Below are 19,830 nucleotides of genomic sequence, written 5' to 3' on the forward strand. Positions count from 1 at the left end.
TCACCCACCAGGCCTTGCGAATTTACATAACTAGTTATATATCAAGTTATGTAAATGGAGTGACCCATGAGCGAAGATGTCGTCCGCGCGCTTGGCTATGCCACCCTGGGCAGCCGGCTGAAACGGATCGGGGAAATGCTGCAGGCACAAACGCAGATCGTTGCGGCCGAGCTTGCCGACACCAGTCTGCCGACGCCGCACAACCCCGTTCTTGCCGCACTCGACCGGCAAGGCCCGCTGAGTATCGGCGATCTGGCGAAGACCCTTGGCCAGAGCCAACCGGGCGTTACCAGAACGATCAACAAGATGAAGTCGGATGGACTGGTTGAATCCGTTCCCTCGCAACAGGACCGTCGCGTGACGACAATCGGCCTGACCGACAAGGGAGTCGCCCTCGTCGCCCATCTGAAAGAAACGCTCTGGCCCGCGATCACACTGGCAGTTGCCGAAGCCTGCAACAGTCTGGAAGGTCCTTTGCTAGACCAGCTTGCAGGTCTTGAGGATGCCCTTTGCACGAGGCCGCTTTCCGTCCGCTGCAAGGACAGGCCGTTGCAGGACTGGAACTCTCTGCAAACGCCCCCGGAGATTGAACGATGATCAAGCGCATCTGGCACGGCTGGACGGATCCCGGCATGGCCGACACCTATGCCCATGTTCTCACGACACAGGTCATTCCGGGCATCGAGGCGAAAGCCATTCCCGGATATCTCGGCATCGAGGTCCTTCGAAGGAACCTGGAAACCGAGGTGGAGTTCATCACCATCATGAGTTTCCGCTCGCTTGACGACATCATCGCGTTTCAAGGCCCGGATTACGAGCGCTGTTATGTGCCCGATGCCGCCCGGGACGTGTTGAAGCGATGGGATCTGATTTCACAACACTATGAGCTCGAAGATGCACGCAGTTATGAATGAACCGAGCCGGGACAGCCTTCTGAAGCGGGTTGTCTGGTCAGCCCTGACCTCCCGGCATGCGCAATTCAGCCAGGGAGGCGACCTTGCCCGCCGTTTCGATCCGGCCATCTCCCCCTTTGCGGCAGCGGCGAACAACTCGCCCGAAGCTCTGGCTGCGCTGGCGGAGCTGATTCAACCGGGTGACGACCGGGCGTTCATACTGCAGGCGGATGACATCGCACTGCCTCATGAACTTGAGGCAGAGATCACCGCGCTGGGTGTCCTCATGGTGGAAGTTTCCCCGTCAGAAGGCCCATCCCGATCGACTTCAATCGTGCAGCTGGACGAAACCGATGTCCCGGAGATGGTCGAGCTTGCAGCACTTACAAAACCGGGTCCGTTCACCGCGCGCACGCCGGAGCTGGGCACTTTCTTCGGCATCAGGCTGGACGGCCGTCTGGCTGCAATGGCGGGTAGCAGGATCAACCTCGACGGCTATACGGAAGTCAGCGGGATCTGCACTCATCCCGATTTCCGAGGCAGAGGCCTGGCATCCGAGCTCTCTCTTCATGTGACTGAAGTCATCAGGAGCCGCGGCGACATTCCGTTCCTTCACGCCTATGCGGACAATCACGGAGCAATCGCACTCTACCGCAAGCTGGGTTTCGAGATATGGCGGGAGGTCAACGTAGCCGTTGTCAGACGCAAGGCTCAGATCGACCCGGACTGATCCCTTACATCGGAATTGCGCCGGTCTCTTTCCTCCTGAAACTGAGAAAGACGTTGGCGAAGATATTTCGAAGCCGACCGGTAATGGCTTGGACCGGCGGCTTCCGCCCAGCGTCCCGTCGTCCACTTGTTGTTGGAGCCTTTCATCGGTTCGCCGTAGAGTTCGTCATTCTCCAGACTTTCCACGAGGGCGAGCAGTTCGGCGTGGTTTCCCTCCAGAAGGGATCGCACCGATCGCCAGGAAAGACCGGATTGCTTTTGCCGCAAGTCGGCATTGTATCTGGGTGTCTCGTTCCACTTGTAGCCTTTGGCCGGAAACCAGACCGGTCTGCCAGCCTGGCCGTCCCGGTACCAGCCCAGAAACAGGTCTATCCAGTGGGCCCGGTGACCGACGATATCCTTTGGAGATATGCCGTCCGCATCCTTTTCAAGACGCAGCATCGCGGGCAGGTCATCGAGGAGCGTTTGCAGCTTTGAAAACTCGCTCTCGCTTGCGGCGAGCAATTCCGTTTTCGTGGTTGCAGGCATTCCGCTCTCCCGTGACCACAACATTCAGTGCGAACTATGCGGAGCTAAAGCCTTGTTGGCCCGTGGCGACTACAGGCTTCGCCCGCACCAGATGGTGCCATGAGATCCGCTGTTGCTGACTGTCAGAACCGGATGGAACTCCCGTGCTGTCCAGAAAGCAAGCCCGGCTTCGTTGGCAGCGCTCACCCCGGCATGAACGGCCGAGACACCCTTCAGTTTTGCAGCGGCAATCCAGGCGTCCAGCAGCCTGGTACCAACTCCCCTCCCGCGCGCACGCGGCAGGAGGTTCATGTGAATATGCGCCGGATATTCATCGATGACGGCCCGTGGCACGGGCGACGGATTGTGGATCGTGCGGATCCGCTGATCATCTGCTGACTGGTCGGTTTCCTGCTGCACCGGTTCCGGGTAACGCTCCCGCAAAGCCGGCCACCATTCCCGCTCCAGTTCGCGCTCGAAAGCCCGTGTATCGCTGACGCCGACGGCATAACCGAATACGCCGAGATCATCTTCAGCGACAAAGCTGATGGGACCTTTCAAAGCCACATAGGGCCCTGCGTAGATATGGCCGATCAATGCGGGGTCAGAATAAAGATCCGTGGCGTCGCGCCCGGCCTGGCCGGTTTTCAGGCAGATATCGTAAACGGCTTCCAGGTCCCGAAGCTCGGCCTGCCGAACGATCATGGTATCAGTCATAAGCATCCGATTTCTGTCTTCAATGGTCCCGGATCATGGCGAATGCAGATCTGCGGTTTACCTGTCCTGCCAGCCGTACCACCAGTAAGCGCCCTGAAGATAGAGTTTGCGCAGTGACGGCAGGGGAAACCTTGCAAAAGGCCGGCGCAGGGCAACCGGCAAATCTTCCGGCTGAAGCTTGCCCAGGATCAGTCCGGCGACCTTCTCCCCCGAGATCGATGCCATTGCTATGCCGCTGCCATGCCACCCCATTGCGGCATAGACGCCGCCAAGACCGGGCACTTCCCCAACGAAGGGGGTCAGATTTCGCGCCAGGCACACATGTCCATACCAGCTGTGTTCGGCCTCAATGCCCGCCCAGGCCGGAAACATCTCGTCGAAATCCGACCTTGCACGCTTGTACATCGCCGCGAGCGACTGGGCATTTTCGAAGATGCCGCCGCGCGTTCCGAACAGGAACCGCCGGTCGGGCAACAGGCGGAAATAATGCAAAAGGTTACGAGTGTCGGCAGCCATGGTGTCGGAGGTCCAGCCCTGTGCGGCGAGTTCACCCTCGCTCAGGGGGCGGGTCACCAGGATTGACGACATGACCGGCAGCGTACGCCCATGCAGCCATTTGGGCGCATCCTCGCGTGCATAACCGTTACCCGCCAGGACAACCTTCCGGGCCCGGATGAAGCCGTGTTCGGTCTCCAGTTGCCAGCGGTCATTGTCCCGGGTCATCCCTGTCACCGGCGACTTGCCGAAGATCTTGCCACCGGCTCGGCGTACCTGATCCGCCAGGGCCTGGACATAGGCCATCGGATTGAGTGCAAAGCCGTAGGGTACTTGCAGTCCGCCGTGGAATGTCGGCCCGCCATAGCCTTCCGCGTCCAGGTCCGTCTTGGAAAGCACCCGGGCCTTGATGCCAAAGTTCTCCTTCAGGAACGCTGCTTCCGCCTGAAAGCCGGCAAAATCCTTCCGACGGTGGGCAAGATAGATCTCCCCATTGGAATGGCGGTCGGCGTCAACACCCCAGCTGTCGAGCCTCTGGGCAACCAGATTGACGCCCGCGACCTGATAGGCAACGAAACGGCGCGCTTCCTCGAGGCCGAATTTCTTGATGAGGCGGCGTTCATCGAGTTTGGTACCACCCAGGCAACAAAATCCGCCGTTGCGGCCCGAAGCGCCGTAACCAACGTGTTCCGCTTCCAGAACGCACACGGAAACGCCTGCCTGCGCGAGCCGTAGCGCAGCGCTCAGCCCGGCGAACCCGGCGCCGATAATCGCAACATCGAAAAGCGCGTTGCCGATGAGCTGCCGGTCCAGCTTGACCTGCGGAACACTGGCTTCCCAGTAACTGCCGATCGTCCGGCGCGCTTCTGTACGGCTCTGCGGCATCTCAGAACCCGAGCCTGTCCCGCAGAGAGAACCACGTCATGGCAAGTACCAGAAGCGGGAAGCGCAGCCGGTCACCGCCGGGGAATGCCGGTACGTTCAGTTTTTCAAAGACATCGAAACGACCCGCAGTTCCCGTCACGGCTTCCGCCAGCACCTGACCACCAAGGGTTGCCATGGCAACGCCGTGGCCGGAATACCCACCTGCGGTCAGCATGTTGGGCGCAATCCTTGCGAAATAGGGCATGCGCTTGGGCGTAATCGCCAGCGTACCGCCCCAGCCGTAATCGATGGCCACGTCGCTGAGCTGGGGGAAGATTTCCAGCATCGGTTCGCGCACGAAGGCCTTGATGTCTTCCGGAAAGCGATAGCCGTAATTCTCACCGCCACCGAAAAGCAGCCGGCGGTCTGCCGACAGACGGAAGTAGTTGATGACGAACTTGCTGTCGGCCACGGCAACGTTGTTGCGGATGATCTTTTGCGCCTCGTCTTCCGAAAAGGGCTCCGTTGCGACGATGAAATTGTTGATCGGCATGACGTGCGCGGCGGTCTGCCGGTCGAGGCGGCCGAGATAACCGTTGCACGCCAGAATGACGTGCTCTGCACGAACGTCGCCCTGCCCCGTCCTCACGGTGATCCGTCCCGTGCCCTGGCCGTCAATGCCGGTGACTTTGGTTTCCTCGAAAATCCTGGCCCCTGCCGCTTCGGCTGCCTGCCCGAGACCCAGTGCGAAATTGAGTGGATGCAGATGGCCTGCGCCCGTGTCCAGAGAGCCGCCGTAGTACCGGGGACTGCCGACCTGTTCGCCGATTTCATCCGGACCGACAAAGCGAATGTCCTCATAGCCGTAGACGAGCCTGAGATGCTCGACATAGTCCCGGCTTTCCTCGACAAAACTCTTGCGGTGATCGGCATGCAGTATCCCCGGCGTGTAGTCGCAGGCGATCTGGTGCTTGATGATCAGGTCCTTGACCAGTGCCTTGGAATCCTCGGCAAGGTCCCACAGCAATCTGGCGTGAGACTTGCCGTGGCGTTCTTCCAGAACCGTCTGGTCCATGCGCTGGCCGGAACCGACCTGGCCGCCATTGCGGCCCGAGGCGCCCCACCCGATCCGGTTGGCTTCCAGGAGGATGACGTCAACACCCCGTTCAGCCAGATGCAATGCAGCCGATAGCCCCGTATAACCGCCACCGATGACGCAGACCGTGCAGGTGTGTGAGCCATCGAGAACCGGGTGAGCCGTTTGCCTGTTGGCAGTTGCAGCGTAATAGGAAGGTGGGTGTTGACCTGGCGTGTCATTAGCTGTCAGGAGATCAAGCGCAGTCAGCATGTCGGAAGCCAGGCTCCTCTTATCAACATGAAATTCCGTGGCCGGGAGTGGTACGCCACATTCCCTTGTTCAGCAGCCAGTTTCAAGGTGTAATCAGGTGATGGCAGGCAAGTTTTGCCTGATTTTGCAAGCTCTTGAGGCTCCCGCTACGTCAGCAAGCCCGGGCAGCTCGGCTCAGATGACGCAAAAGGAAGGCAAAACTGTGTTTGGTCCCGTAGAACATCCCTGGTTTGATGCGCTTTGGCGCAGAATTGTTCTGGTCGCTTTTTGCGCCGGCTGGACCGGAGTGGAATATGCATTCGGCAATATCACCTGGGTCTACATCATGGCGGCAATCACCGCCTATGCCGCCTGGGCGTACCTGTTCAACTACAAGGGACCTGACGACCCGAGCCGGGTGACCCGTCCGCGGATGGAAGACGATGAAGGTTGATGCCTCTGGCATGAGTGCGGCCGGCCGCCTTCAGGCTCTCTGGTCCCGGATCCTGAAACAGGCGTTTCGCGCCATACTGCTGATTTGCTGTGCCGGCGCTGCATCGGCGCAGGAGGACACGTCAGCTCTCGATGTCCTCAACAAGCGCTGCGTCGTCTGCCACGGCTGCTATGACGCGCCTTGTCAGCTCAAACTGTCATCCGCCGCGGGCTGGATGCGCGGAGCAAGCAAGCAGAAAGTCTACGATTCCTCGCGTCTGGAAGATGCTCCGATGACACGCCTGGGGATCGACGCAAAGTCTGTTCCGGGCTGGCGCGCCAAGGGTTTCTTCGACGTTGTCGGTGCACAGGACGGGCCATCCGTTCTGGAACAACTGCTGCTGGCCGGCCGCAAGAATTCGTTCAAGCTCGGAGCGCCGCTTCCTGACGACATCGACATTTCGACGCTGCGTGCAAACACCTGCGCCATGCCCGGCAAGGTGAATGACTATCTCAAGGAACACCCGCAGGGCGGCATGCCCTTTGCCATGGCGCCGCTTGCAGATGGCGACTACGCGACCCTGCTGTCCTGGGCCAGGGATGGGGCACCTGCACCGGACGCCGGCAAAGGATTGCCACAGAGTGTCGAACAGTCGGTGCACACCGTCGAAACGTTCTTCAACCGCGGCGACAAACGGTCGAAACTTGTCGCGCGCTATATCTATGAACACCTGTTCCTGGCCCATCTGCACCTGGAAGGCGATGACCCGAACCGCTTCTTCCGCGTAATCCGTTCCAGAACCGCGACCGGCTCGCCTCCAGATGAGATTGCCTCGCGCCGCCCCTTTGACGATCCAGGTGGCCCCTTTCATTACAGGCTCATCCCGATTGACGGCACCATCCTGCACAAGGAGCACATGGTCTATGAGATCGGCCCCAAACGCCTGAAGCGCTATGAAGACCTGTTCCTGAAAAGTGACTGGGAGATTGCGAGCCTGCCGCCCTATTCAACGGCTGCAGGCGGCAACCCGCTGTCGACCTTCCGCGCCATTCCTGCCCGCAGCCGCTACCAGTTCCTGCTGGACGAAGCGCTTTATTTTGTCCGCTCTTTCATTCGTGGTCCGGTCTGCTACGGCCAGGTCGCGGTGAACGTGATCGAGGACCGTTTCTGGGTCTCCTTCCTGACACCCGACGCCGATCTCTCCATCACAGACCCGAGCTTCCTGGAAGCCGCGACCCCGATCCTCGAACTGCCGGTCGCCCAATCAAAGGGAAAACTGTCCAAGCGTCTGGAAGGCTTCCTGTCGCTCGGACCGGTCAAGTATCAGGAGTTTCGCAAGGGGCGGTATGAACGCAAGTTCCTGGCGGAAGGCGGCCCCGACTACGGTGACATCTGGCAAGGTGATGGCTCCGAAGTCGATGCCCGTCTGACCGTCTACCGTAATTTCTCTTCCGCCTCGGTGGTGACAGGCTTCGTTGGCGCGGTGCCCGAAACCGCCTGGGTAATCGATTTCCCGCTGTTCGAGCGGATCTACTACAATCTCGTTGCCGGGTTCGATGTCTTCGGCAACGTGGAACACCAGCTCACGACACGCCTTTATATGGACAGCCTGCGCCGTGAAGGAGAGCGAACCTTCCTGTCGTTCCTGCCGCCACAAGTGCGCAAACCCATGCACGAAAGCTGGTATCAGGGTCCGCTTGTCAGCATGGTCGATCTCTGGAAGGAAAGCGCGCTCGACACCAGGTCTCCAACAGGTATCGCCTTTTCCACCAGCGATCCCAAGGAGGAGTTCCTCACCGAGCTGCTGCGCGAACCTGCTGGCCTGTGGGCTGAACAAGACCCTATCAACCGCTGCACCGGCAATGCCTGTGCGTCCAGTGACACGCCTGCCGGGCAACTACGCCCGCTTGCCCAGAAACCAGCGCCATATGCAAAGTTCCTGCCTGATATCTCGGTTCTGCTCGTGGAAACGGAACGGGACACGCAGGTCTTTACCCTGGTGCATGACATGGCCCACAGCAACGTTGCCTTCATCTTCAACGAGGATCTGCGCCGCGAACCCCAGAACGACAGCGTGACGGTCGTGCCCGGCCAGTTCAGCAGCTATCCGAATTTCATGTTCAAGGTGAAACAGGATCACCTGCCGGCCTTCGTGGAGACGGTTCGGGAGATCAGGTCACAAGATGAATTCCTCAAGCTCGTTGACCGTTTTGGCGTCCGCAGAACCGACCCGGAATTCTGGACCGACTTCGACCGGATCCAGACCGCCCTGAAAGACCAGGACACCCTTCAGGCGGGCCTGCTAGACCTCAATCGATACCGCGATCCCAAACCGCTCGACCCGATTGACCGGTTGTTCGAGTTCACCTTCTCGCTGGATTAATCTTGCAGCTTGAGCGGATGAGCTCTTGCGCAGCCAAACTCTCTTCCTCATCCTGAGTGTCTGATCCGAAAGTGGTGCCCGGGGCGACTGTGACAACTGAGCAAGACGCAAGTTCGTTACACGACCCACGTCAACTGCGTCCTCTGATATTTTCAAGCCAAACTATGAGGAGCGGCGCCTCGAAGAATGAACCGGAATTTGTTGCGATCAACCAGGCAAGCAGCTCGTGTCCCTGGACAAATTCCTTATCCCGCTTCGCCGCCAAGTTCCCGGAACATCCAGTCGCAAAAGATCTGGGCGTCGGGGCCGAGTGCCTGACGCGAGCCGTCGGTGACGAGATAGTAGCTGTGCCGGCTCTTTATCTTCTTGTCCGATGAACGGATCAGCCGGCCGCTGTCGAGATACGGTTGGGCCAGCGTTTCCAGAACCAGAGCGTGTCCATGGCCGAGAGCAGCCAGTTCCAGGGCAGAGAGGGTCTGGTCGACCTGCAGGCCGTTGCGTTTTGGAACCGCATGACCGTGGCTGCGGAAGAAGCTCTCCCAGGTGTCGATCACGCCCATGATGTCGAGCCGGGTTGCTTCCGCCAGCGCCTCGATTTCACGCTTGCCAGGGTCAAGCGCCAGATCCGGATGACAGACCGGGATGATCGGGTCGTTCAACAGAAACGCCACCACTCCGTCAGTCCAGCTGCCGTCGCCGAAGCGGATATCGATGTCGAACAATTCCGGGCTGAGAGTTTCCGCCCAGGAGGCCGAGATCATCTGCAGGTCGATGCCCGGATGTGCCTCCTGAAAAGCGCGCAGACGCGGGATCATCCAGAGCTGGCCGAAGCTGTTGAGGCAGCGAAAACGAACCGGCTGCCTGTCCCGCTCGCCAAACACCGAGACGGTGGCGATGGAAAGATCCGAAAACGCCTTCTCGACCGTCGGCAGGTAAGTCTGCCCCAGTCTGGTCAGGGCCAGTTCCCTGTGAACACGGTCGAACAGCGGGTAGCCGAGGAGCTGTTCCAGCTGGCGAACCTGGTAGCTGACAGCAGCTGGAGTGATCAGCAGCTCCTCCGCCGCCCGGGTGAAGTTCCCCAGGCGCGCAGCCGCCTCGAAGGCGCGCAGCCATGTGAGCGGTGGCAGGCTGTAGGCCATTTCGTCTTCCTTCCATCATCAGGTGCGGAAGCTGTTTTCATTTTCTGAAACGAATTCGCACCTGTGCAACAAGCATCTCCTTCAAATTTTTTCAAAGCTATACCAAATATTTTTTCGTTTCAGGAATTTTCCATCCTCGCAGACACTTCTCCGAAACAGCGGTCAACCGGCAGCGCATCATGGACAAGGTCGATTACATCATCGTGGGAGCCGGCTCGGCCGGATGTATCCTGGCGGAACGCCTGAGCGCAGATCCGCAGACGCGTGTCCTGCTGCTGGAGGCCGGTGGGTCCGATGCCTCACCCTGGGTGTCGCTGCCACTCGGCTATGGCAAGCTGAATTCCGACCCAAAACGCACGTGGCGCTTCATGACCGAACCAGACGAAGGCCTCGGCGGGCGCAGTGTCTATTGGCCCCGCGGTCGATTGCTGGGCGGCTCCGGCTCGATCAACGCCATGGTCTATTGCCGAGGTCTGCCTGGCGATTTCGAAGACTGGGAGGCCTCCGGCGCGGCAGGTTGGGGCTGGGCGAATGTAAAGGCAACTTACGAGCGCCTTGAAACCCGGGTGACCTGCGAGGGGGTGAAGCAAGGCGAGGGACCGATCCATATCCAAAATGTGTCCGACCAGATCCACAGGGTGAACCGGCACTTCTTTGCCGCGATCCGCGAAGTGGGCCTGCCCTGGAGTGACGACTTCAACGGTGATGCTCCGGAAGGTGGCGGCATTTACCAGATCAACACGCAAGATGGCCGCCGGTGCTCGTCCGCACGCGCCTATCTCAATCCTGCCCTTGCCCGCAAGAACCTAAGCGTCCGGACACAGGCCCAGGTTGCCCGCATCCTGTTTGAAGGAAGAACGGCTGTCGGCGTCGAACTCCTGAGCGGGGAAACCCTGCTTGCCAGCCGAGAGGTCATCCTGGCGGCAGGCGCAATCGGTTCGCCGCAACTGCTTCAGGTTTCCGGCATCGGCCCGGGAAGGTTGCTGAGCGAGCTCGGCATTCCGGTGATCCAGGCCAATGACAATGTCGGCGGCAATCTGCAGGATCATCTGGCTGCGAACTTCACCTTCCGGGCCAAGGAACCGACACTCAATGCGATCCTGCGTCCCTTGCTGGGCCAGGCCCTGTCCGCCATGCAATATGCAGCAACCCGCAAGGGTCCTCTGGCTCTATCCGTCAACCAGTGCGGCGGATTCCTGCGCTCGCGCCCCGAGCTGAGCCGGCCGGACCAGCAGCTCTATTTCAATCCGATCAGCTATCGCCTGAGGCCTTACAAGGACAAGACACGGCTGAGCATCGATCCGTTCAACGGCTTCATCATTTGCGCACAGCCGGCCCGCCCGACGAGCCGCGGCCGCATCGACATCAAAAGTGCCAATGCCAGTGCAGCGCCTTCGATCCAGCCCAATTCGCTGGCGACCGAGGAAGACCGCCAGACCGTGATCGACGGCGGCAAGCTCTGCCAGAAGCTGATGGCAAGCCAGGCCTTGAGCGCGCTTGTCGAAAACCCCATCGCTCCGAACCTCGGAGACCTTGACGGCGACGGCATCCTGGCGGACTTCCGCGCCCGGGCCAGCACCGTCTTCCATCCGGTATCGACTTGCCGCATGGGCGAGAACCGCGAGACAACCGTCGTCAACAGCCGGCTGCAGGTGCACGGAATTGAAGGGCTTCGCGTTGCCGACGCCTCCACCTTTCCGAACATAACCTCCGGCAACACCAACGCCCCGACCATGATGCTGGCTCTCAAGGGAGCCGATCTCATTCTAGAAGACCAGAAGCGAGCCCTCTCATGACCGTTCAGGACATCGCCCAAGACTATCTGACCACCGGCAAGCTGGATGCCTTGCCCGACGGGCATTTCATTGCCGGCAAACGCACTCCGGCCTCGAACAAGAAGATGGAAAGCTTCGATCCGGGCCGGGCAGAAGCCTTTGCCGAATTTTCTCTCGGGTCCGACACCGATATGGATAACGCCATCGACACTGCCGAGAAAGCTGCCCTGCATTGGCGGCAAGTCTCACCGGCAGAGCGCTGCCGTATCCTCAACAATGTTGCCCGGGTCTTCCGCGACAACGCAGACCGGTTGGCCGTGATAGAGGTGGTCGACAGCGGCAAGACGCTGTCGGAGGCCCAGGGTGACGTTCAGTCCTCCGCGCGCCTTTTCGAATATTACGCCGGCGCTGCCGACAAGCTCGATGGCCGATCGGTCAATCTTGGTCCGGCCTATACCGCCTTCACCGTGCGCGAACCGGTCGGCGTTACAGGACACATCATTCCCTGGAACTATCCCACCTCGACCTTCGCGCGTGGTGTCGCCCCTGCCCTTGCCGCGGGCTGTTCCGTTGTTGCCAAGCCGGCCGAGACCACGCCCTTTACCGCGCTGGTCATGGCGGAACTGCTTTGCGAGGCCGGGGTGCCGGAAGGGCTGGTGAATGTGGTCACCGGCCTGGGCAGTAATGTCGGCGCGCAAATGGCGCGCGATCCGCGCATCAAGCAGCTGACCTTCACTGGCTCCGTCACCACCGGTATCAATGTTGCCCAGATGGCCGCTCCGAACGTGACCCGCCTGACGCTGGAACTTGGCGGCAAGTCACCGCTGATCGCCTTCGCCGACGCCGATCCGGAAAAGGTCGCCGACGGAGCCTACTGGGCAATCTTCTCGAACTCCGGTCAGATATGTTCGGCCGGATCCCGGCTGATCCTGCATAAATCGATCCGCGACGAAGTGCTTTCCATCCTTGCCGAACGAGCCGCCAAGATCAGGACCGGTCACGGACTGACAGCTCCAGACATGGGGGCCATCAATTCCGAGCTGCACCTGTCCCGTATCAAGGCCCATGTGGATGCCGCAAAGGCGCGCGGTGCCAACATCCTGACCGGCGGCGACGCTACAGGCGACGCAGAGACGGGCAAAGGCTGGTTCTTCCAGCCAACGGTAATTGCGGACCTTGCACCGAACGATCCGGCAATCCAGGAAGAGATCTTCGGCCCTGTCCTGTCGGTGCAACTGTTCGAAAGCGAAGAAGAAGCCGTTGCCCTTGCCAACGGCACGGACTTCGGCCTGATTGCCAGCGTCTATACCAATGATGTCGGGCGGGCGATGCGGGTTGCCGGCGCAATGGATTGCGGCCAGGTGTCGGTCAACGATTATTGGGCCGGGGGGCTTGAGCTGCCTTTCGGCGGCAACAAGAAATCAGGTTACGGCCGCGAAAAAGGCTGGGAAGGCCTCGACGCCTATACCAAGGTAAAGTCCATCACGATCAGCAACGCGAGCTAAGCGGACCAACATGAAACTCGACCAAATCGAGACCTTCGTCGTCGAAAACGCCCCGCCGCGCCATGGCGGGCGCTACTTCATCTTCGTCAAGCTGGTGACCGCTTGCGGCATCACAGGCTATGGCGAGATCTACAACGCCACCTTCGGCCCGCACCTGGTGGCCGAGATGGCGAAGGACGTGTTCCAGCGCCAGTTCGAGGGCGAAGATCCGCATCATATCGAGAAGCTGTGGCACAAGACCTATGGTGCCGGATATACGCAACGTCCTGATGTGACCGTGATGGGCGTTTTGTCAGGTCTGGAAATGGCTTGCTGGGACATCATCGGCAAAGCCGCCGGCAAGCCGGCCTATCAGCTTCTGGGCGGTAAGGTGCATGAGCGCCTACGCTCCTACACCTACCTTTATCCCTCCGATGGCGATGTCTATCCGGACCCGTCGAAACCCAATGTCTACAACGATCCAGACATGGCGGCCGAAGCGGCGGTCAAGGCCGTCAGCCAGGGTTTCACGGCGGTGAAGTTCGATCCGGCTGGTGCCTATACGATCTACGATGGCCACCAGCCGAGCCTTGACGATCTGGAACGCTCGGAAGCCTTCTGCCGGCAAATCCGCAATGCCGTCGGCACGAGGGCCGACCTTCTTTTCGGTACCCACGGACAGTTCACCGTTTCCGGGGCCAAGCGGCTTGCACGCCGGATCGAAGGATATGATCCGCTCTGGTTTGAAGAACCGATTCCGCCCGAAAAGCCGGAAGACATGGCCGAGGTTGCGCGGTTTACATCCATGCCAATTGCGACGGGTGAGCGTCTGTGCACCAAGTATGAATTCGCCCGCGTGCTTGAAACCGGTGCGGCCAGTATCCTGCAGATGAACCTTGGCCGCGTCGGCGGCCTTCTGGAAGCCAAGAAGATTGCCGCCATGGCGGAATGCCGGTCAGCGCAGATCGCCCCGCACCTTTATTGCGGTCCGCTGGTGGCACTCGCAAACATCCAGCTGGCAACCTGCAGCCCGAACTTCCTGGTGCTGGAATCGATCCGGACCTTTGACGGGTTCTATGCCGACCTCTTGAAGACGCCGATCTGCTGGGAAGACGGCTATGTCATTCCTTCAAGCGAACCGGGCCTCGGTCATGATCTGAACGAAGACGTCGCGCGGGCCCATCCCTATACCGGCAACGAATTGCATCTCGGGTTTCAGGAAAGCCCGGCTTTGCCGCTGTAAGGGGATCAGTGCCGGCAAGGCGGTATTCCTTTGCCCGGCCCATGCCTTTGTCATCCCATGGTCAAGCCATGGGGTGACGGGAAAGAAGGCTGGTGTCTTTCTTCAGACCGACGCTGCCTCAGGCCACCTTGCTGATCAGGGTCATGTCCTGCGTAGGCTCAGCGGGCGGAACCGGTTCTTCGACCCGGATGGCGGTTGAGGTCATCAAGGCACGGCGGACATCGGCCACCGGCATGGGCCGGCCAAACAGGAAGCCCTGAACCTCGTTGCACCCTTGCGAAGCAAGAAAGCCGAGATGGTCTTCCGTTTCCACACCTTCGGCCAGCACCGGAATATTGAGACTTTCACCCAGAATGATCGTTGCCTTGACGATCGCTTCTGACTGCTTGTTGCCCCCGAGATCCTTGACGAACTCCCGGTCGATCTTGATCTTGTCGAACGGAAAGGCCTGCAGTGTGGCAAGCGACGAATAGCCGGTGCCGAAGTCGTCCATGGCGATGCGAATACCGAGACGTTTCAGCTGGTGGATGATCTGAAGCGCGTGCGATGTGTCGGCGATGATGCCGGTCTCGGTGATCTCCAGTTCGAGACGCTCCGGCGACAGGCCGCTTTCCTTCAAGGCGTGGGCAACGACATCCGGAAAGCTGCTGTCGGCAAGCTGCACTGGCGCCACGTTGACCGCAATCTTGACCCGGTTGTCCCAGGACGCTGCCTCACGGCAGGCGGTGCGAATGATCCAGGCGCCGATTTCACGGATCTGGCCGGTCTCTTCCGCAATCGGGATGAACTCGAACGGCGGGATCATGCCGCGCTGCGGATGGTTCCAGCGCAGCAGAACTTCCGTGCCGGTGACTTCCCGGGTCATGACATCGTTCTGAAGCTGATAATAAAGCTCGAACTCGCCGTTCTTCAGGGCATTGCGCAGGTCCATGGCAAGGGCGCTGCGCTCGCGGGTCTGTTGATCAAGTTCGACGTCATAACAAAGCGCGGCATTGCCGCCGGCAGCCTTGGCACGGTGCATGGCCCGCTCCGCGGCTTCGATCAGCTGCGCACCCGACGACGCGTGATCGGGATAGTTCGCGTAGCCGACACTGCAACTGACGCGAATTTCTTCGCCCTGCCATAGCAGTGGCTGAGCGACCGTCTTCTGGATGCGCTTGCAAAGGTCAAGGATGTAGCCCCGGTAATAGACCGGCTTGCCGACGATCACGAATTCAACGCCGCCGTTCCTGGCGATATATTCATCGGCCTCGAGGTTCTCCGACAGATGCTTGGCAACGTGCCGCAGCAGGGCATCTCCGCACGCATGGCCATGAACTTCGTTGACTTCCTTGAACCGGCTCAGACTGCAGTTGAGCACGACGACCCGGGCATTGTCGGCAGCATACCTAGTCAGGAAACTATCGAGATGGCGGTCGAGTGCCCGGCGGTTCGGCAGACCGGTCAGCGGGTCGTGATGGGTAATGTGGTTGACCCTGCTTTCGGCAACCTGGGAGTTCGCACTGTCGATCGAATAGGTGATCATCGCTGACAGCAACAGGACGCTCATGGTGAAGACCACCGAGATGCCGATCAACTGGTTGGAGACAAGGTCCTTGACGCTGCCATCCAGCCGCAGGGGCAGAATTTCGACACCAGCCATCGCAACAAAGTGCAGGCTGGCCACAGCCAGGATCAGGCTGAGTACAGCCCCGTATTTGCAGTAGCGTGTCACCGGGCGGGCGACACGGCTGGTGGCAATGAGGCAGAAGACGCAGGCCAAAACGATGGAAACGACCACGAAAGGCGTCGACAACATCATGATGCCGGATATCTGAAGCGCCTTGATCCCGATGAAATGCATCGCCGCAATAGAGGCGCCAAAGATGACACCCCCAACCTCGATAAGTGCCGAGCGCTGGGAGATGCTACTGACGAGAAGTCCCGCTGTCGTCCCGGCAATGGCGATAACCAGCGAGAAGGCCGTCAGTTTGAGATCGTAACCCAGTATGAACGGGCTCTTGTAGGCGATCATGGCAACGAAGTGCGTGCTCCAGATCGTACCGCCGGCGATCAGGCCGGACAACAGCAGCCAGAGATACTTGAGATCGCCCTGTGTCCGCCGGACACGCGCAAACAGCCGCATAGTCAAAACGGCACCGACCGTCAGGATTATTACCGCCAGGGCAACAAACAACGGGTCGTGCTCGAAAGCTATGCAAGACAGGACGGTTAGCATCATCAACTCCAGATGATGCAAGATAGCGTTTTTCTGCTCTAAAGTAGTAAAAACACCTATATCCCCCGCAATATGGATAACGGTTGGTAAATCGCTTTAACCGATTGTAAATGCTTGAGATTTCTTGAGATGACTGCGTCTCTTCGATCGTCGACAGTTTGCTTCGATTTTTACCCGTTTACCATTCCCGTATTGCGCAGCACAAAACGAAGAAACACGCCCTGCGGGAACAGGGGATCATAACGATTTCGGCCGCCGGGATCGCTCCCGGCGGCCGAAACTTCAAGACCTGGTGACAAATGTCAGGCTGCGGTTTTCTCCTTGAACTCGATCCTGCGGCGATGCAGCACCGGCTCGGTGTAACCATTTGGCTGGCTGGTGCCTTCGAACACCAGTTCGCAAGCTGCCTGGAAGGCGACCGAACCGTCGAAATCCGCCGCCATCGGCCGGTAGAGCGGGTCGCCTTCATTCTGGGCGTCAACGACAGCGGCCATGCGTTTCATGGTTTCCAGAACCTGCTCACGGCCGACAACGCCATGGTGCAACCAGTTGGCGATGTGCTGCGAGGAAATGCGCAGCGTTGCGCGGTCTTCCATCAGGCCGACATCGTTGATGTCCGGCACCTTTGAACAGCCAACGCCCTGCTCAACCCAGCGGACGACGTAGCCCAGAATTCCCTGGGCGTTGTTGTCGAGTTCTGCCTGAATGTCTTCCGGAGCCCAGTTGGGACGTTCGGCAACAGGAATGGAGAGAATGTCTTCCAGCTTGGCGGAAGCACGGCTCTTCAGCTCGCTCTGACGATCTTTCACGGCGACCTTGTGATAATGCAGCGCGTGGAGCGTTGCGGCGGTTGGTGACGGAACCCAGGCCGTGTTCGCTCCGGACATCGGATGACCGATCTTCTGCTCCAGCATGGCATGCATAAGGTCCGGCATCGCCCACATGCCCTTGCCGATCTGCGCATGGCCCGGCAGGCCGCAGGCAAGTCCGACATCGACGTTGTTGTTCTCGTAGGCACTGATCCAGGTCGCGGCCTTCATGTCGCCCTTGCGGATCATCGGGCCGGCTTCCATGGACGTGTGCATTTCATCGCCGGTCCGGTCGAGGAAGCCGGTGTTGATGAAGAACACCCTGTCCTTGGCCTGGCGGATGCACTCCTTCAGGTTCACCGTGGTGCGACGTTCCTCGTCCATGATGCCCATCTTGAGCGTGTTGCGCTCGAGGCCCAGCGCATCTTCAACGCGGTTGAAGATCTCGCAGGCGAATGCCACTTCTTCCGGTCCGTGCATCTTCGGCTTGACGATATAGACCGAACCCGCGCGGCTGTTGAGCTCCCGGCCGTTCGGACCAATGTCGTGCAGCGCAATCAGCGAAGTGATCATGCCGTCGAGGAGGCCTTCCGGCACTTCGTTGCCGTCCTTGTCGAGCACGGCATCATTGGTCATCAGGTGGCCGACGTTGCGGATCAGCAGCAGCGAGCGACCGTGCAGCGACAGCGCGGAGCCGTCGGGAGCGGTGTAATTGCGATCGCCATTCATGCGGCGGGTAACGGTTTCGCCGCCTTTGACGAAGGTTTCTTCCAGGTCGCCCTTCATCAGGCCAAGCCAGTTGGTGTAGACGACGACCTTGTCTTCCGCGTCGACAGCGGCAACGGAATCCTCGCAGTCCATGATCGTCGACATGGCCGATTCCAGGATCACGTCGGCGATGTGGGCGGCATCGGTCTTGCCGATCGGATGCTGCGCATCAATGTCGATTTCAAGGTGCAGACCGTTTCTGACCAGCAGGACCTTGTAGGGAGCCGCATTGTCCCCGGAATAGCCGGCAAACTGCGAACCGTCGGCAAGGCGCGTGGAGCCTGTCTTGGTGGAAAGAACCAGAGCTTCGCCTTCAACGGCAAATCCGGTCACGTCGGACCAGCTTCCATCAGCCAGCGGTGCAGCCTCATCCAGGACCTTGCGTGCATAGGCGATCACCTCGGCACCGCGTGCCGGATCAAATCCCTTGCCTACCGGCAAAGAACCCATCGCATCGGTGCCGTAAAGCGCATCGTAAAGAGAGCCCCAGCGGGCATTGGCGGCATTCAGCGCATAGCGCGCGTTCATCACCGGAACGACAAGCTGCGGGCCCGCGACAGAGCCGATTTCCGGATCGATGTTGGCGGTACCAACGGCAAAGTCCGCACCTTCCGGCACCAGGTAACCGATTTCCGTCAGGAAGGTCTTGTAGCCGTCCATGTCCGGAGTCCCGGGGTTGGCCTTGTGCCAGATATCGATCTTTTCCTGCAGGCTGTCGCGCTTTGCCAACAGTGCCCGGTTCTTCGGTGCCAGATCGTGGATCAGGCTGGACAGGCTTTTCCAGAAATGGTCCTGATCGACGCCGGTATCCGGAAGGGCCTTTTCATTGACGAAGTCATAAAGAACCCTGGCAACTTGCAATCCATGGGCATCGACGCGGCCTGTCATCTGTCAGCTCCCCTAAACGAACTTGAATGTCTGATATTAGCCCGTGTTTTGGGGTCTTAACACGCAATCGTCAATTGCCGGGTCGATTGGATGACTTTTTCCATTTTGGAAAAGATCCAGATCATTATCTCCAACAGTATAAGTCGGTATACAAAAAGTTAGCCCTTTGCCTGCGCCCGCCAATCCGTTACCGATGGATTTCCACTCCACCTTCCACGCAACGGTTTTCATGTTTTCGCTGGTTAAACGTGTAGGCGATCTGACCTACGGCAACGCCCTGTTGATGCTGGCCCTGACCACATTGTTCTGGGGCGGCAACACCGTCGCTGGCCGCCTTGCGGTGGGGGAAGTGTCTCCGATGGTGGTGGTGTTCCTGCGTTGGGTGATCGTTGCCGGCATCCTGGTCCCGCTGCAATGGCGGCACATACGTGCGGAGTGGCCCCTGATGCGGCCCTATTCCTTCCGCATGGTGCTGATGGCGGTCTTCGGGTTCATCGGGTTCAACACCCTGTTCTACATAGCCGCGACGGAAACCACGGCCGTCAACCTTGGCATTATCCAGGGATCCGTCCCGATTCTTGTTCTGATCGGTTCCATGATTGCCTTCGGCAGCAGGATCCGAGCCTTGCAGGTGATCGGCATTCTCCTGACGCTTGCCGGGGTGACGCTGATTGCCGCCCAGGGCAGCCTGGACGTGCTGCTCGCGCTTGCCGTCAATCCGGGCGATGGCGTCATGCTGATCGCCTGTGTGCTCTATTCCGGCTATACGCTTGCCCTGCGTGACCGGCCCCAGGTCTCACCACTGGCCTTCTTTGCGGTTCTGTCCGGCATTGCGGCCATCACATCTCTGCCCGGACTTGCATACGACATCGCCGCCGGCACCGTTCAGTGGCCGTCACTCCAGGGCTGGCTCGTGGTCCTTTATATCGCGCTGTTTCCCTCCTGCCTCGCGCAGATCTTCTTCATGCGAGGTGTTGAACTGATCGGACCGGCGCGCGCGGGGGTCTTTATCAACCTTGTGCCGATCTTCGCGGCCATACTGGCGGTCTCCATCCTCGGAGAACCGTTCAAATGGTACCACGGCACCGCTCTGGCGCTGGTAATCGGCGGCATCTGGCTGTCGGAGCGCAAGGCAGGTTAAGCGGATCGGCACAGTGC

The 19,830-nt window shown here is 59.7% G+C and carries 16 protein-coding genes; 9 read left to right on the top strand and 7 right to left on the bottom strand.

Annotation, left to right across the window (positions count from 1 at the left end; genetic code table 11):
- The first annotated feature begins 66 nt into the window (after positions 1-66).
- Genes FIU93_RS28130 through FIU93_RS28140 form a run of 3 tightly spaced genes read left to right on the top strand, consistent with a single transcriptional unit; the run spans position 67 to position 1,623 of the window.
- The gene (locus tag FIU93_RS28130; protein ID WP_152507432.1) at positions 67-597 is read left to right on the top strand and encodes a MarR family transcriptional regulator; all 531 of its coding nucleotides are present in this window, start codon (positions 67-69) and stop codon (positions 595-597) included.
- Positions 594-914 carry an antibiotic biosynthesis monooxygenase gene (locus FIU93_RS31795; protein ID WP_075281439.1) on the top strand — a complete coding sequence of 107 codons (321 nt, stop codon included), beginning with the start codon at positions 594-596 and terminating at the stop codon, positions 912-914. The genes FIU93_RS28130 and FIU93_RS31795 overlap by 4 nt, the downstream gene beginning before the upstream one ends.
- On the top strand, positions 895-1,623 hold the full coding sequence (locus tag FIU93_RS28140) for a GNAT family N-acetyltransferase (RefSeq protein ID WP_286202390.1): 729 nt from the start codon (positions 895-897) through the stop codon (positions 1,621-1,623). Before FIU93_RS31795 ends, FIU93_RS28140 begins: the two co-directional genes overlap by 20 nt.
- On the opposite strand, the gene FIU93_RS28145 is transcribed toward FIU93_RS28140, so the two are convergent.
- From FIU93_RS28145 to FIU93_RS28160, 4 genes are all read right to left on the bottom strand, one after another.
- Complete coding sequence (locus tag FIU93_RS28145; protein ID WP_077290636.1) at positions 1,605-2,150, bottom strand: ClbS/DfsB family four-helix bundle protein; 546 nt, start codon at positions 2,148-2,150, stop codon at positions 1,605-1,607. The two genes, FIU93_RS28140 and FIU93_RS28145, sit on opposite strands and share 19 nt — an antisense overlap.
- A gap of 69 nt (positions 2,151-2,219) precedes the next feature.
- A complete protein-coding gene (locus FIU93_RS28150) occupies positions 2,220-2,852 on the bottom strand; it encodes a GNAT family N-acetyltransferase (protein WP_205838461.1) in 633 nt (210 codons plus the stop codon).
- Between the two features lie 51 nt (positions 2,853-2,903).
- Complete coding sequence (locus FIU93_RS28155) at positions 2,904-4,226, bottom strand: FAD-binding oxidoreductase (protein ID WP_023001837.1); 1,323 nt, start codon at positions 4,224-4,226, stop codon at positions 2,904-2,906.
- A 1-nt stretch (position 4,227) separates the two neighbouring features.
- Positions 4,228-5,553, bottom strand: coding sequence for an FAD-binding oxidoreductase (locus FIU93_RS28160; RefSeq protein WP_062490063.1), 1,326 nt, complete (start codon positions 5,551-5,553; stop codon positions 4,228-4,230).
- Between the two features lie 202 nt (positions 5,554-5,755).
- Between FIU93_RS28160 and FIU93_RS28165 the strand changes: the two genes are divergently transcribed.
- Both FIU93_RS28165 and FIU93_RS28170 read left to right on the top strand, forming a co-directional pair.
- A complete protein-coding gene (locus FIU93_RS28165; protein WP_208984440.1) occupies positions 5,756-5,986 on the top strand; it encodes a hypothetical protein in 231 nt (76 codons plus the stop codon).
- Positions 5,976-8,348: a fatty acid cis/trans isomerase gene (locus FIU93_RS28170; RefSeq protein ID WP_152507434.1), complete on the top strand. Its 2,373-nt coding sequence runs from the start codon at positions 5,976-5,978 to the stop codon at positions 8,346-8,348. Before FIU93_RS28165 ends, FIU93_RS28170 begins: the two co-directional genes overlap by 11 nt.
- A gap of 245 nt (positions 8,349-8,593) precedes the next feature.
- Here the strand turns inward: FIU93_RS28170 and FIU93_RS28175 are convergent, their stop codons facing one another.
- The gene (locus FIU93_RS28175) at positions 8,594-9,487 is read right to left on the bottom strand and encodes a LysR substrate-binding domain-containing protein (protein ID WP_077290639.1); all 894 of its coding nucleotides are present in this window, start codon (positions 9,485-9,487) and stop codon (positions 8,594-8,596) included.
- Positions 9,488-9,666: 179 nt separating this feature from the next.
- Between FIU93_RS28175 and FIU93_RS28180 the strand changes: the two genes are divergently transcribed.
- From FIU93_RS28180 to FIU93_RS28190, 3 genes are read left to right on the top strand one after another with little or no spacing between them, the layout of a single operon-like run.
- Positions 9,667-11,283, top strand: a complete 1,617-nt coding sequence (locus FIU93_RS28180; RefSeq protein WP_152507435.1) for a GMC family oxidoreductase N-terminal domain-containing protein — start codon at positions 9,667-9,669, stop codon at positions 11,281-11,283.
- Positions 11,280-12,767 carry an aldehyde dehydrogenase family protein gene (locus FIU93_RS28185; protein ID WP_152507436.1) on the top strand — a complete coding sequence of 496 codons (1,488 nt, stop codon included), beginning with the start codon at positions 11,280-11,282 and terminating at the stop codon, positions 12,765-12,767. Before FIU93_RS28180 ends, FIU93_RS28185 begins: the two co-directional genes overlap by 4 nt.
- Positions 12,768-12,777: 10 nt before the next feature.
- A complete protein-coding gene (locus FIU93_RS28190; RefSeq protein ID WP_152507437.1) occupies positions 12,778-13,989 on the top strand; it encodes a mandelate racemase/muconate lactonizing enzyme family protein in 1,212 nt (403 codons plus the stop codon).
- Between the two features lie 118 nt (positions 13,990-14,107).
- Here the strand turns inward: FIU93_RS28190 and FIU93_RS28195 are convergent, their stop codons facing one another.
- Both FIU93_RS28195 and FIU93_RS28200 read right to left on the bottom strand, forming a co-directional pair.
- The gene (locus FIU93_RS28195; RefSeq protein WP_152507438.1) at positions 14,108-16,210 is read right to left on the bottom strand and encodes an EAL domain-containing protein; all 2,103 of its coding nucleotides are present in this window, start codon (positions 16,208-16,210) and stop codon (positions 14,108-14,110) included.
- 299 nt (positions 16,211-16,509) lie between these two features.
- Entirely contained in the window at positions 16,510-18,672 is a 2,163-nt protein-coding gene (locus tag FIU93_RS28200) for a malate synthase G (RefSeq protein ID WP_152507439.1), read from the bottom strand.
- A 229-nt stretch (positions 18,673-18,901) separates the two neighbouring features.
- On the opposite strand from FIU93_RS28200, the gene FIU93_RS28205 reads away from it, so the two are divergent.
- Positions 18,902-19,813, top strand: a complete 912-nt coding sequence (locus FIU93_RS28205) for a DMT family transporter (RefSeq protein WP_031269674.1) — start codon at positions 18,902-18,904, stop codon at positions 19,811-19,813.
- Positions 19,814-19,830: the final 17 nt, after the last annotated feature.

The organism is Labrenzia sp. THAF35, from assembly GCF_009363595.1.
GTDB classification, from domain to species: Bacteria; Pseudomonadota; Alphaproteobacteria; order Rhizobiales; family Stappiaceae; genus Roseibium; species Roseibium algicola.

What these genes read in the sequence shown, in the direction of transcription:
- FIU93_RS28130 (WP_152507432.1), top strand. Translation starts at nt 67, where the DNA reads ATGAGCGAAGATGTCGTCCGCGCGCTTGGCTATGCCACCCTGGGCAGC.
- FIU93_RS31795 (WP_075281439.1), top strand. Translation starts at nt 594, where the DNA reads ATGATCAAGCGCATCTGGCACGGCTGGACGGATCCCGGCATGGCCGAC.
- FIU93_RS28140 (WP_286202390.1), top strand. Translation starts at nt 895, where the DNA reads ATGCACGCAGTTATGAATGAACCGAGCCGGGACAGCCTTCTGAAGCGG.
- FIU93_RS28145 (WP_077290636.1), bottom strand. Translation starts at nt 2,150, where the DNA reads ATGCCTGCAACCACGAAAACGGAATTGCTCGCCGCAAGCGAGAGCGAG.
- FIU93_RS28150 (WP_205838461.1), bottom strand. Translation starts at nt 2,852, where the DNA reads ATGCTTATGACTGATACCATGATCGTTCGGCAGGCCGAGCTTCGGGAC.
- FIU93_RS28155 (WP_023001837.1), bottom strand. Translation starts at nt 4,226, where the DNA reads ATGCCGCAGAGCCGTACAGAAGCGCGCCGGACGATCGGCAGTTACTGG.
- FIU93_RS28160 (WP_062490063.1), bottom strand. Translation starts at nt 5,553, where the DNA reads ATGCTGACTGCGCTTGATCTCCTGACAGCTAATGACACGCCAGGTCAA.
- FIU93_RS28170 (WP_152507434.1), top strand. Translation starts at nt 5,976, where the DNA reads ATGAAGGTTGATGCCTCTGGCATGAGTGCGGCCGGCCGCCTTCAGGCT.
- FIU93_RS28175 (WP_077290639.1), bottom strand. Translation starts at nt 9,487, where the DNA reads ATGGCCTACAGCCTGCCACCGCTCACATGGCTGCGCGCCTTCGAGGCG.
- FIU93_RS28180 (WP_152507435.1), top strand. Translation starts at nt 9,667, where the DNA reads ATGGACAAGGTCGATTACATCATCGTGGGAGCCGGCTCGGCCGGATGT.
- FIU93_RS28185 (WP_152507436.1), top strand. Translation starts at nt 11,280, where the DNA reads ATGACCGTTCAGGACATCGCCCAAGACTATCTGACCACCGGCAAGCTG.
- FIU93_RS28190 (WP_152507437.1), top strand. Translation starts at nt 12,778, where the DNA reads ATGAAACTCGACCAAATCGAGACCTTCGTCGTCGAAAACGCCCCGCCG.
- FIU93_RS28195 (WP_152507438.1), bottom strand. Translation starts at nt 16,210, where the DNA reads ATGATGCTAACCGTCCTGTCTTGCATAGCTTTCGAGCACGACCCGTTG.
- FIU93_RS28200 (WP_152507439.1), bottom strand. Translation starts at nt 18,672, where the DNA reads ATGACAGGCCGCGTCGATGCCCATGGATTGCAAGTTGCCAGGGTTCTT.
- FIU93_RS28205 (WP_031269674.1), top strand. Translation starts at nt 18,902, where the DNA reads ATGTTTTCGCTGGTTAAACGTGTAGGCGATCTGACCTACGGCAACGCC.